At 62.9% G+C, this 12932-nt stretch carries 9 protein-coding genes; 4 read left to right on the forward strand and 5 right to left on the reverse strand.

The annotated features are described in order from the left end of the window. The 3 genes from SGJ19_13930 to SGJ19_13940 all read left to right on the forward strand — a co-directional run. Positions 1-2658, forward strand: a 2658-nt coding sequence (locus SGJ19_13930) for a DUF1549 and DUF1553 domain-containing protein (protein ID MDZ4781347.1), incomplete at its 5' end; no start/stop codon positions are given. A gap of 3 nt (positions 2659-2661) precedes the next feature. After that, a complete protein-coding gene (locus SGJ19_13935; protein MDZ4781348.1) occupies positions 2662-4092 on the forward strand; it encodes a DUF1501 domain-containing protein in 1431 nt (476 codons plus the stop codon). 133 nt (positions 4093-4225) lie between these two features. Beyond that, entirely contained in the window at positions 4226-5554 is a 1329-nt protein-coding gene (locus SGJ19_13940) for a DUF1501 domain-containing protein (protein ID MDZ4781349.1), read from the forward strand. Positions 5555-5585: 31 nt separating this feature from the next. Here the strand turns inward: SGJ19_13940 and SGJ19_13945 are convergent, their stop codons facing one another. From SGJ19_13945 to SGJ19_13955, 3 genes are all read right to left on the reverse strand, one after another. After that, entirely contained in the window at positions 5586-6530 is a 945-nt protein-coding gene (locus SGJ19_13945) for an SDR family oxidoreductase (GenBank protein ID MDZ4781350.1), read from the reverse strand. 116 nt (positions 6531-6646) lie between these two features. After that, positions 6647-8254, reverse strand: coding sequence for a hypothetical protein (locus SGJ19_13950; GenBank protein ID MDZ4781351.1), 1608 nt, complete (start codon positions 8252-8254; stop codon positions 6647-6649). A gap of 59 nt (positions 8255-8313) precedes the next feature. Then, on the reverse strand, positions 8314-9789 hold the full coding sequence (locus tag SGJ19_13955; GenBank protein ID MDZ4781352.1) for an AAA family ATPase: 1476 nt from the start codon (positions 9787-9789) through the stop codon (positions 8314-8316). Between the two features lie 290 nt (positions 9790-10079). On the opposite strand from SGJ19_13955, the gene SGJ19_13960 reads away from it, so the two are divergent. Next, positions 10080-10487 (forward strand): hypothetical protein, encoded by a 408-nt coding sequence (locus tag SGJ19_13960; protein ID MDZ4781353.1) that lies wholly within the window; start codon positions 10080-10082, stop codon positions 10485-10487. Between the two features lie 210 nt (positions 10488-10697). On the opposite strand, the gene SGJ19_13965 is transcribed toward SGJ19_13960, so the two are convergent. Further along, complete coding sequence (locus SGJ19_13965) at positions 10698-11135, reverse strand: hypothetical protein (GenBank protein ID MDZ4781354.1); 438 nt, start codon at positions 11133-11135, stop codon at positions 10698-10700. Positions 11136-11328: 193 nt separating this feature from the next. Beyond that, the gene (locus tag SGJ19_13970) at positions 11329-12924 is read right to left on the reverse strand and encodes an isochorismatase family protein (GenBank protein ID MDZ4781355.1); all 1596 of its coding nucleotides are present in this window, start codon (positions 12922-12924) and stop codon (positions 11329-11331) included. Positions 12925-12932 lie beyond the last annotated feature (8 nt).

The following is a 12932-nucleotide window of genomic DNA, read 5'->3' on the forward strand; positions in this document are numbered from 1 at the left end:
CCGCCAAGCGTGCAGCGCGCTGACTGGCCTCGCAATCCCGTCGACCACTTTACTTTGGCCCGCATGGAAGCCGCCGGGCTGACGCCAGCGACGGCAGCCGATCCCACGACGCTGGTGCGCCGCGTCTATCTGGATCTGATTGGCCTACCGCCATTGCCGGAAGAAGTCGACGCGTTCCTTGCGGACGCGGCGTTTTCATCGCTCGACGACGCCTATTCGCGGCTAGTCGATCGCCTGCTTGCTTCCCCACACTATGGTGAACGCTGGGCGCGCGCGTGGCTGGATCTCGCGCGCTATGCCGATACGAACGGTTATGAGAAGGATCGCGAGCGACAGATCTGGGCGTATCGCGATTGGGTGATCGCGGCGATCAATCGCGATCTGCCTTTCGATCAATTTACGGTCGAGCAGTTGGCCGGCGACCTGCTTCCGGAGGCGACCCGCGCTCAACAAGTAGCCACCGGGTTTCATCGCAACACGTTGTTGAACGAAGAAGGGGGCATCGACCCACTGGAGTTTCGCTTCTATGCCCTTTGCGACCGCGTCGCGACGACCGGCACAACGTGGCTGGGCCTAACATTGCAATGTTGCCAGTGCCATCACCATAAATACGATCCGATTGCGCAATCGGAATACTACGGCGTAATGGCGTTGCTCAACAACGCGGACGACGTGGAACTGCCGCTGGGAGATGAAGCGGCCGAAGCGAGTTACGCCGCGAATCTCGCCAACGCCGAGCAGCTTTTGAGCGTGCTACCAGCCGCTTGGCCGCTGTCGGACGATGCAACCAACGACCTGGACGCGCAACGACAGCGGCGAGAAACCTTGGTAGCCGATCGTTTTGCGGTTTGGTTGCAGGAGCAGCGCGAACGCGTGGTCGCCTGGCGATCGTTGGAGCCCGTCGAATATTCGTCCAACGAGCCGCTCCTGCAGTTGGAGGACGACGATTCGATCTTCGTCTCCGGCGACATCACCAAACACGACACCTATCAACTGCGATTGCGCGGCGACCTGCGCGGCGCGACGGCGATTCGCATTGAAGCCTTGCCGGACGAGCGCCTGCCCGGGAACGGTCCTGGGTTGACGTACTATGAAGGAACCCGCGGCGATTTTTTTCTCAGCGAGTTGCAGGTCGTGGCCAACGGGCAGCCGGTCAAGTTCTCCGGCGCGTCGCAGAGTTTCTCCGGCAATCAATTCGGTGAGAATCCGGTGACTGCCGACTTGGCCGTGGACGGCGATTTCCAAACCGGTTGGGCGATCTATGGGCGCATCGGCGAACGTCACACCGCGGTCTTTACGTTGGCGGAACCCTTGCAGGATGCGGCGGAATTGCAGGTCGCGCTCCACTTCGGCCGCCATTTCGCCAGCTCGCTGGGACGGTTCCGCATCTCCGTAACTTCGTCGCCCCACGCCGTCGCGATGGATCTGCCGGCCGACGTGGAAGCCTTACTACTTCAACCGGACGACACGCTGACATCCAGCAACCGTGAACGGCTGCAACGTGAATTCCTGCTCGCTGCGCCGGAGTTAGCCAAGCAAGCCCAAGAAATTCGCGAGCTACTCAAACGACCTCCTGCGTCGCATACCTTAGTGCTTCGTGAGCGCCCCGAAGGAAAAGGGCGTACGACGCACCTTTATGCGCGCGGCGAGTATCTACGCGCCAGCGCCGAAGTCGCACCCGGCACGCCGCTCAGTTTGCCGCCGTTTCCTGATGATCAACCGCGCAATCGCCTCGGATTGGCCCGTTGGTTGACGTCGCCGAATCATCCGCTCACCGCACGCGTCACCGTCAATCGCCATTGGGCGGCGTTGTTCGGCGTGGGTATCGTTCCCACGACCGAGGACTTTGGCGTTCAAGGTGCGCCGCCGACCGATCCGGCGTTGCTGGATTGGCTCGCAGTGGAGTTTGTCGAAAAAGGCTGGTCGCTCAAAGGACTCCATCGGTTGTTGGTGACGAGCAGTACGTACCGACAAACTTCGCAGGTCTCTGCTGAATCCTTAGCGGCGGATCCGTTGAATACGTACCTGACGCGCGCGGCGCGCAAGCGCCTCGACGCGGAGTTGATCCATGACGCCGCTTTGCGCGCGAGCGGACTGCTGAGCGCCAAGCTGGGCGGGCCCGGCGTACGACCGCCGCAACCTGTAGGCGTGACGGAAGTGGCTTATGGAAATCCGTCTTGGACCGCCAGCACCGGCGAGGATCGCTACCGTCGCGGCATCTACACGTTGATCAAGCGCACCGCCCCCTTCGCGGTGTTTCAAACCTTTGACGCCACGAACGGAACCGCCTGTACGGCGCGCCGCGATGTTTCGAACACGCCGCTCCAGGCGTTGGCGCTGCTCAACGACGTGATCTTTCAAGAGGCGGCCCAAAATCTCGGACGCGTGTTAGCCGAGCGTCACCAATCCGACGACGTTCGCATTGGTGAAGCGATGCGCCGCGTAGTCTCCCGGCCGCCGACAGACGCCGAACGAAACGACCTCGCCGCATTCCTTGCCGCGCAGCGCCAACGGTTCGCGGAGGGCGAACTAGATGCTGCGCAAATCGCCGGCGGACAACTTGAAGGCGTGGCTCACGAACAAATCGTCGAACAAGCGGTCTGGACGACGCTGGCGCGCGTTCTGCTCTGTCTCGATGAAGCGATTACGAGGAACTGATCGATGCCTGCGCCAAACGCCCACGATATCACGATCAATCGTCGCTATTTCTTGCGCGATTGCGGCGTCGGCCTCGGCAAGATCGCCTTGGCGGGACTGCTCGCGCAGTCCACGAGGCCCGCCAGTGGGGCGGGGCCGCTCGCGCCACGTGCCTCGCATTTTCCCGGCAAAGCCAAACGCGTCATACATCTCTTCATGGGGGGCGCACCGAGCCAACTAGAATTGTTCGATCACAAGCCATTGTTGACGAAGTACGAAGGCCAGTCGTTGCCGGAGTCGATCATCGGCGGCCAACGCTACGCGTTCATTCGCTCCGATGCGGCAGTGCTCGGGCCGCGATTCCCCTTCGCGCAACACGGTAGTTGCGGTGCGGAAATCTCGTCCGCCTTGCCGCATCTGTCGAAAGTCGTCGACGAACTGGCGATTTTGCGCACCGTGCATACCGATCAATTCAATCACGCTCCGGCGCAGACATTTCTGAGCACCGGTTTTCAACAACCGGGGCGTCCTTCGATCGGCTCCTGGGTTTTATACGGCCTCGGCGCCGAAACCGAGGAACTTCCCGCCTACGTCGTGATGAGCACCGGCAGCGGGCTCAGCGGTGGCGCGGCGCTCTGGTCCAGCGGATTCCTGCCGACCACCTACGCCGGCGTCCGTTTTCGGACGCAGGGGGACGCAATCCTGGACGTCGCCAGTCCCGCCGGCGTCGATGCGCGACTGCAACGCGACACGGTCGACCTGGTGAACCGCTTTAACCAGCGGCAATTCGCCGCGACCGGCGACACGGAGATTTCCACCCGCATCGCGGCATTCGAGATGGCGATGCGATTGCAAATCTCCGCACCGGAGTTGAGTGATCTGCGCAGTGAAACTCAGGAGACGCTGAACCTCTACGGTTGTGATCCGGAAAAGCCGTCCTTCGCCCGCGCTTGCGTGCTGGCGCGGCGAATGATCGAACGCGGCGTGCGTTGCGTCACAATCTATCACGAAGGGTGGGACGCCCATAGCGACGTCGAAGGCAATGTCCGCAGTAATTGCCTCGCCACCGATCAGGCCAGCGCGGCCTTGCTGCTTGATTTGAAACGCCGCGGAATGCTGGAGGACACGCTGGTGATTTGGGGCGGAGAATTCGGCCGCACGCCGATGGTCGAATCCAACCCCGCGCTCGGCCGCAAACTGGGCCGCGACCACCATCCGCAAGCTTTTTCGATGTGGCTCGCCGGCGGCGGCGTCAAACCGGGCGTATCGCATGGCGTGACGGACGATTTCGGCTTCCATCCGGTGGAGCATCCGGTCCACGTGCAGGATGTCCACGCCACGCTGTTGCACTGCCTCGGCTTCGACCACGAGCGCCTGACATTCAGTCGCCAAGGACTCGACTTCCGTCTCACCGGAGTCGAACCGCGACAGGTCATCCGCGAAATCATCAGTTAGCGGCGGCGCATGGGCCGGGCACTCGCTCGCGAGCGCGCACGCTGATGCCGCGGTCCTGCGAATTCCGTCGAGTTGCCGAATCAGCTACCGTTTCGCTATAGTATGGTCGGTAGCCTCGACCTGGAGACAACTCATGCCTTCGCCGCTTCGTTCGCAGGCACGTTACTGCGATGGCGTCTCGCGCCGCTCATTCTTGCAGATCGGCTCGTTGGCGATCGGCGGACTCTCGTTGCCGCGACTCTTCGCCGCTGAGGACGCTGGACGCGTCGCGCGATCGCACAAGTCGGTGATCATGGTCTATCTGTCGGGCGGGCTCGCGCATCAAGATTCGTTCGATCTCAAGCCGGACGCTCCGGAAGGCATTCGCGGCGAGTTCCGGCCGATCGACACGAACGTGCCGGGCATCCAGATTTGCGAACTGTTACCGCGACTGGCCGCCATGACTGACAAGCTGGCACTCGTGCGCTCCATCGTCGGCCTGCGCGATGAGCATAGCAGCTTTCAAAACTTGACCGGATTCCCAATGGACCAGGCTCAACGCGAAGGCAAGCCAAACTTCGGCAGCGTCGTCGCGAAGCTCCAGGGCGCCATTGACCCGGTGGTGCCGCCGTTTGTCGACCTCTTCCCGACGATGCAGCACCGTCCCTACAACAGCCCCGGCTTCGGCATACTTGGCCAGTCCGCCGGCGGTGTGAAGGCCGACGGCGAAGGCCTGGAAAACATGAAGCTGATGCGAATCAGCGAAAGCCAGTTAGAAGGACGCCGCGCACTGCGCGATTCTGTCGATCACTTCCGCCGGCAAGTGGAAGGCCTGGAAGTCGATCGACTTGGCGCGCAGTATCAACGCGCGTTCGATGTGCTCACCTCGAACAAGCTTGTCAACTCGCTCGATCTCGAAAAGGAAGATCCCGCCGTGCGTGATCGCTACGGGCGCGGTTCATCGAAGCATCAAGGCGACGGCGCTCCACTGTTCAACGATCACCTGCTCATGGCGCGGCGCTTGGTGGAGACCGGCGTGCGCTGCGTGACCGTGGCCTATGGCTTCTGGGACACGCACGGCAACAACTTCGGCCATTTGAAGGGCAACCTGCCGCAGTTCGACCAGGGGATTTCCGCCCTCGTCGACGACTTACACCAGCGCGGGCTCGACCGAGACGTCACGGTGATCGTGTGGGGCGAGTTCGGCCGCACGCCGAAAATCAATAAGGACGCCGGACGCGACCATTGGGCCCGCGTCAACGGCGCGCTCCTGGCTGGCGGCGGATTGCGCACCGGCCAGGTGATCGGTTCGACGGACAAGCTCGGCGCGGAAGCGGCTGCGCGCCCTGTGCACTATCTCGACGTGCTGGCCACGCTCTACCACGCCATGGGCATTGACCCGCACACGATCGTCACCGACAAGACGAACCGCCCTGTCGGACTCTTGCCGGACGCGGCGCAGGTGATCGAAGAGTTGATTTGATCGCCTTGCAACCTTCTGGAATACCGGCGAACTAACGCTTCGTCTGGGCAAGATAGAACTCTATCGAACGGCGCAAACCTTCTTCAAAGGTGAATTGCGGATCGTAACCCAGGTGCAGCAGGGCTTGCGTGATGTCCGCCTGGCTGGTGCGCACGTCGCCGGCGCGCGGCGGTTGATGAACCGGTTGAATGTCGAGCTTAAGAAACTCGTTTAGCCCGCGGATCAACTGCAAGAGATCGACGCTGCCGCCGCTGGCAATGTTGAACGCGCGTCCAGACACGCCCGGCGCGTCGGCGGCCAACAGGTTGCCATGCACGACGTCCTTCACAAATGTGAAGTCGCGTGATTGCCGGCCGTCGCCGTAAATCACCGGCGCCTGGCCGGCGATCATAGCCGTGATGAATAGTGGGATCACCGCCGAGTATTGACTGTGCGGATCCTGGCGCGGACCGAACACGTTGAAGTAGCGCACTGTGACGGTTTCCAAACCGCCCAGCGCCGCATAGGCTTGGCAATACATCTCGCCGGCCAACTTCGCCGCGCCGTACGGCGAGATCGGCGCCAGCTTATCGGTCTCGCGCTTCGAGGAGGTTGGCTGGTCGCCATACGCGCTGCTGGACCCGGCATACACCACGCGCCGCACGCCGGCGGTCCGGGCGGCATGCAACAGCGCCAAAGTTCCGGTCACGCACGCGGCGTTGGTATCGAGCGGCCGCTCCACGCTCAACGGCACGCTAGCCAGCGCGGCTTCATGGAAGATCGTATCGACGCCCGCCACGGCCCGCGCGAGCGCCGCGGCGTCGGTGACGTCCGCCTCGATGAACTCGATGCGGTCGGCCCACGGGCCGAGATTCTCCCGCTTTCCCGTGCACAGGTTATCAAGCACCCGCACGCGATCGCCCCGTTCGACGCACGCTTCGACCAGGTGCGAACCAATGAATCCGGCGCCGCCGGTAACAAGTGTGGTGCGAGGCATAAGCGAGCAAGTCGTGACGGTGTTGACGTGGGGCGAAACCAAGCTGGCGACAACAATTATAGGTCAGCCTGCCCGCCCGCGAATGGGCCGGCTTGCCCGACGAACGGCCGTGGAAATCACTCCGTGACGATGCAGCCTTCGACCCGCGCGCCCCAGGCCTTGAGCTGCGCCATGGCCACCTGAGCCGTGGTCTCATCGAGATTCCCCAGCCGGGCGACCAGAAACGTGGCCGTCGCCGCGGCGGCGAGTTGGGCCAGCGCCCCGGCGGACGGCCAGGTGGCGTGAAGCAGCGTCAGGTCGTACGCGCGGCGAAGATTTGTGAGCCACGCTTCGGCGGCGAATTCGTCGTTCGACACATCGATGGCGGCGTCGCGCTGGCCGGATGGAATCAGATCGAGCCGACTCACGGCGGAGTGATGCACGTAGTTCGGCCACGACGCCGGACGGCGCACGATATCGGCGAAGCCAAGCGGCGGCACGTCGCGCAGCGCTTGCAGATCGTGCGCGTATCGGCAATCGGCATCGACGAGCAGCACGCGCCCCGAGATCGATTCGGCGACCATGGCCGCCAGTGGGGCGACGATCGGCGTGTGGCGCGCATCGGCGCCCAACTCCACGAACAGCCACGCTGCGGCAGCGCCGTTCCAGGGATCGAGCAAACTGTTGGCGATCTCCCGGCATTCGTGCCAGGCTTCGTCGAGCGGCAGTAGGTCGCGCGATGTCGCGCAACGGCGCAGCACCGGCGGCGGTTCGATCACGCGCGCCGGCGGCGTTTCGTCGACTTCAATGACAACGACTTCCTCGGGTCGCAAGGCGAGCGCTAGCGACGCCGCATCGACCGTGGCCCAGTCCGGGCACTCCACCGCGAGCTGACTTTGCGGCTCCGCGGGCAGCGACTCGAACTCCGCGAGCCAACCGTGGTCGTCCGGCCGAACGTCAAGATAGATCGTATCGAGGTCGACTTCCGTCTCGACTTCGACGACGACGGCCACTTCCGGCAAATCATCTGGCCAGCCAGGCAAGTCGCTCGGCGCGGCTGTGGCGATACTCTCGGCCGCCGCGGGAAATGCTTCGGTGCTGTCGGTCCACGCGCTCAAGTCTTCCGTCGCATCGAGACGGAACGCGTCGAGGTCGATCGGGGCAACATCGTCGACCAACTCAACGACGAAGTCCGCAACCGCTTCCACTTCGATCGGTTCTGGAACTGGCGGTGCGAGGTTCTCGTAGGCCACGTCCCAATCCAGCAACTCGATCGCCGAATGCGAGACGACGTCCTCCGCAGGCATCAGCAGAAAGTCTTGCGAGCGGAGCAAGTCGGAGTCGAGTGATTCCTCGACCACCGATTCTGCGAGCGGCTCGCATTCGAGCTCACGATCGACGAGCGCTGCCGACGGGCGCGGACCGGAATCGCGCGCCGCCCAACTGATGCTCGAAGCATCGATGGGCTCGAAGTACAGATCAATCGACGCAACCGGCTCAATCCAGGGACCGGCCAGTCCAGGCGCGCAGCAGAGCGCCACGGTGTCGGTCACTTCGCCGCCGAAGGTCGCCGGCGCGTCGGCCGCCAGCGCCGCTTGCAGATACGCTTCCAACGACGCGAGCGTCAGTTCCGCGCGCGGCCCGTCCTCTCGGCGCTTTGGGCGCTGCGGCAACGCTTCCCGTGGGAGCGTGAGCGTCGCCCCCTTGGATTCGATGGTCGCGAGTGCCTTGAGGATGCGGCTCATGTGCCGTGGAGCCAGAAGTCAGATGTTGGATGCGATACGCACGTGGGAAGGACGATTCTTTAACCGCGGCGGAGTTTGGCGAAGAGTTGGCGATACTCCTGTCGTTTCACGATGGGGTGAATCGTCTGGACGAGTTCCTCGGGGTTGTCTTCCAGCACAATCATGTCCGGCTCCTCCGGCTGTACGGGATCGCTTGACGACGGAGCTTCGGCAACGGCTGTCGCTGTCGTAGCGGGCGCCGTTGTCGCGACAGCCGATTCGCTCGCCGGGCGGATGACGTGGAACTCGCGCGCCGGCGTGCCACGATCATACGGTTGCAACAACCGCGACAACTCGCCGCTCATGGCCGTTGTGACCATCTGCTCGGGACGGAAGCCGAGCTCGTCGAGCGACGCGAAGCGATCGATCACCACCTCCTCTTCAGCGAACATCTCGGCGAACGGATTTTCCAACGTCGTCCCGCCGCCCACGAACTGGGCCGTAGCGGCGGCTGGCTGGTAGTCCTGCTCCAGCGTTTGCAGATGATGCTCCAACGTGGAGAGCGTTTCGGCCGGCTCGTCTTGTTCCAGGTCGCCGTACCAGGCATGAATCGCCGGCCGTTCGACTTCGTCTTCCGGCTCGTCGTAGGCGGCGACTTCCCCTTCGTCCAAGCGGCCGACCTCGATGATCGTCGGCGCGGGCAGCGACGGATCGCCCTCCGCTGCGCGACGGCCGTCAGTCCACGGGCTGGGCAATTGCTGCAAATCGGCCCAGGCTTCCTCGATGGTGCGGGCGTCGAGCTTCCGCTTGCCGCCCGCAAAGGCCAGCACCAGTGCGTGATCGCAAACCTGATTGATCAACCGCGGGATGCCGTCCGTCGCGTGATGCAGGCTGTTGATCGCCTCGACGGGGAACAAGTTCAGCGACCCGCCGACGGAAGCGACTTGGGCGCGGACGAAGGCTTGCGTTTCCTCGAGCGTCAACGCGTCCAGGTAACAACGCGCGACGATCCGCTGGCTGAACGAATCAAGCCGCGGGTGCGTGAGCTTTTCTTCGAGGCCGCCGGAACCGATCAGCACCAAACGCAATCGCGGTTGCCCGTTGCCGACTGGCAACGACAGGGTGTGCAGCTCTTCGAGCTGCGCGAGCGACAACGAATGCGCCTCGTCGACCACGAGCAGCAGACCCTGCGGGCAACGATCGGGCGTGCGCAAGTAGTCCAACAGCGCGAGCCGCAACTCGCCGGATTCCATGTCGCGGTACGGCAGCCGCAGTTCGAACAGGATGGTTTGCAGCAGCGCCTTGCAGTTGCGAAAGCGGCCGTTTTGCAGGTGGACGATCGACAGCGACGCCTGGAAACGCTTGGCCAGCAGGTGCGCCACGAGCGACTTCCCCGAGCCGGGGGGGCCGATCAACATGGCGATCCCCTCGGCGCGATCGACGCAGCGTTCGATGGTGCGACGGGCGTTCTCGATCGATCCGGCCGGGAAATAGCGTTCGGTCTTGGGCGCGGCGGCGAAAGGACGCTCGCGAAGGCCAAAAAACGATTCGTACATTGTGCAACTCCCCTGGACTAACAGCGCGCAGCCACGCGCGCACGCGACACGTTTCCTAGCAATTCGGGTGCTGACGTGGCGGACTTTGCTAAAAATAACGGACGCAAGGCCGGCAGCGCCGCGGACCGGAACGATCGCGACATACTTGACGCTGCGGGGCGGATCGGCTGTGATAGTCCGGCAGGGGGATCGCCGCGAAACTCAGGCGGTCGGTGCGTCGGAAGCCATTTGGACTTTGCGCAGATTTCCCCGGCGCACTATTTCAACAACCAATTTTGGGAGCCTACATAATGACCTCACGTTCCTGCCTCTGGTCGTCGGCATTGGTTTCCGGTTTGCTGTTCGCCGGATGCGCCAAGCCGGCGGCGCCGACGGCCGCTGACACCGCGACGAGCGGAACCGCGACCACGGCCGAATCGGCGTCTGCGGAACCCGTCGATGAAGTCACGAAAGCGATCAAAGAGTTGCCGGAGGCGGAACAGGCCGCTGCGCTAGCGCAAAAGTGGTGCCCGGTGGCCGCCATGGATGGTCACGACAACCTGCTCGGCTCGATGGGCATGCCACACAAGGTGACGCTCGACGGCAAGGACGTTTATCTCTGCTGCGAAGGCTGCGTCGCCACCGCGGAGAAAGACCCCGCCGCCACGCTCGGCAAAGTCGAAGAACTGACGCAACGCGCCGCGACGGAAACGAAGTAGCGCACGGGCGTACGACTGGCCCCAACACTAGCCCGTAGCGCCAGCGAGGGAGAGTTGACGTTGCTAAATAGCACGGGTACGAACTCTCAACCGTATCGCGTTTCAAGCGGGAATGAGGCGAAGCCGTTGAGAGTTCCGTCCAGTATCATTCCGCGGCGTCCTGTCTCCCTCGCTGGCGCTACGGGCTAATGTAAGAAAGCCGCGTCGACATCACGCGGGGTGATTCACCAGGAACAGGCTCGCGGTGATTGCCTGGAAGACGCGTTGGAGTTGTTCGTACTCCCGGTCTTCCGCCTGGCAGTGGATGAGATACGTGGCGTCGGGCGCGCGGAACGCGCGGATCACGGCCGTGCTCGTCAGGTCGAGATAGAAGAAGTTCAGGTCGAAGCCTTCCATTTCGTACCCACAGATAGTTTCCTCAGCCGGAATCACGTCGGAGTCGGGGTACTCGACCCGCAGGGCCTTGAGCGCGGAATCCGCCAGGCCAGCCGGCGCCAGAAAGCGCGGATGGATCATGATGGTCCAAAACGCGCCGGCCGGGCTCATCACGCTCACCGACGCATGTCCCTCGGGCGTCTCTTCGACGTCGAGCTCCCAGTTGTCCGGGAATTGGAAGTGAATCCCAAGATCGTCAAATCGCTTAGGCATCGGAAGCCGGTAACGGGTGAGGGAAAACGTGTCACCGTATTTTAGGGCGAGCCGAAACGCTGTGGGAGGGCGGGGAATGACGAATTTCGAAGCTCGAATGACAAATAAAATCCGAATGACTGAATAACGAAGGGGCTAACCGCGAAGATCGCGAATATTCGCGAAACTGAGCGAAGCGGCCTCCTATACTCCTTTACTCCTCCCCCTCATTCTCCTTCCCCGCCGCCCAGTAAATCCCATTCGCCAGCAGCCTGCGGAATTCCGGCGACTTGAACTCCTCCGGATGGCCCAGCGAGGTGTAGAAGACGCGGTTGCCGGTGGCGGGAACATAGGTCCAGGCGACGGGTTCTGGTTGTTCGACGCCTTCCACGCGGCCGGTCAACAGGACTTGTGCGCCGGTGGCGAGCGGCGAGGTCATGTAGAGCCAGGACGGCACGATCTGCTCACCGGGCGTGAAACCTTGCAGGATCGGGCTGTTGGCCGCTTCGGGGACGATTTGCACAAACGATTTGGGGCCGTCGGGCGGATGGTTGCCGTGATGATTCGTGTAGTGGCCGCCGAGGACTTCGGCGTCAAACTCCGGCCAGGCTTCGTGGCCGGCGGGCACATCGCCTTCGCGCATAGAGAAGGCGTGGCTCGCCGTGCGAATGCCGACGATTGGCTTGCCGGCGGCGACGAAGTTGCGCACATGGGCGAGTTGTGATTCAGTAAGTAGACGACGCCGCACGCTGACGAGCAACACGTCCGCATCGTCAATCGCTTCGATGCCGGGAAAGTCGTTCTTGTCCGTGTCGGAGGCGAAGATAAATCGCGTGCGGTAATCGCGCCCTAGCTTGGCGAGCGCGAACTCGGGCAAGGTGCGCTCGGTTTGGTATTCGTCTTCGCCGATCAACATTGCCACGGTTGGGCGATGATCCGCCGGGAAACGGAATTCCTTGCCCCCGAGCAAGTCGGCGCTCGTCACCGTCGGGCACCAGTAGCGTTCGATGTGACCGACGACCAGGTCGGTGCCGGTGAAGTGATTCACGAACGGTGCGCTGCCGGAGCAATACATCGTGTCGGTCATGTCGCGCATCAGGACGACGTTCTTGCCGAGGCTGACCATCTGCCGGATCGAGAAGGGGCGGCCCAACACGCACATGTTGGTATGCACGCCAACGAGAATCACGTTGTCGATGCCACGTTCTTCGAGCAGGTAGTAGGCTTCGGCGCTATCGGTGATCGCGTCCTTGGGCATGATTTCCAGCGTGTCGATTTGATGCCGCCAAGGGCTGCCCTGCGGACAATGCGGATCGCAATCGCAGCCGCCGTCGGCGTCGTCGATCGGCAGCGCCGGCTCGTGATCCAAATTGAGCGATCGCCACGGTTCGAGCTTGACGCGCCCTTCGACCGGTTTCGCCTGGGTTGCCACGCGGCGCTGCGGATGATTTTCGTAGAACTTCATCGTGTCGCTGGGACAATGAATGATGAGCGCGCCGAGATCACGCGCCGCGCGGAGCACCTGATTCATCCGCGGCGCCATTTGGCCGACGCGTTCCGTCGCGCCGCGGCACCAGTGCTGGTTCCACATATCGCAGACGATGACGGCCGTTTTGGTTGGCTCCCAGCGGACTTCCTTAGTGAGCGCGTGATAGCGTCCTGAGCCAGCGGACGTTTCGACCTGCGACCGGGCATGCAACATGAACGTCTCGTCGGCGGCATGGACAAGACCCGGCGGGCTGCAGCACGCGAAGAGGATGGCGGAGTACAACGTGAGCGACCTGAAACGAGAGTGGACCAACGAACGCATGACGCCAT

This window comes from Planctomycetia bacterium (genome assembly GCA_034440135.1).
In the GTDB taxonomy this organism is placed as follows: Bacteria; Planctomycetota; Planctomycetia; order Pirellulales; family JALHLM01; genus JALHLM01.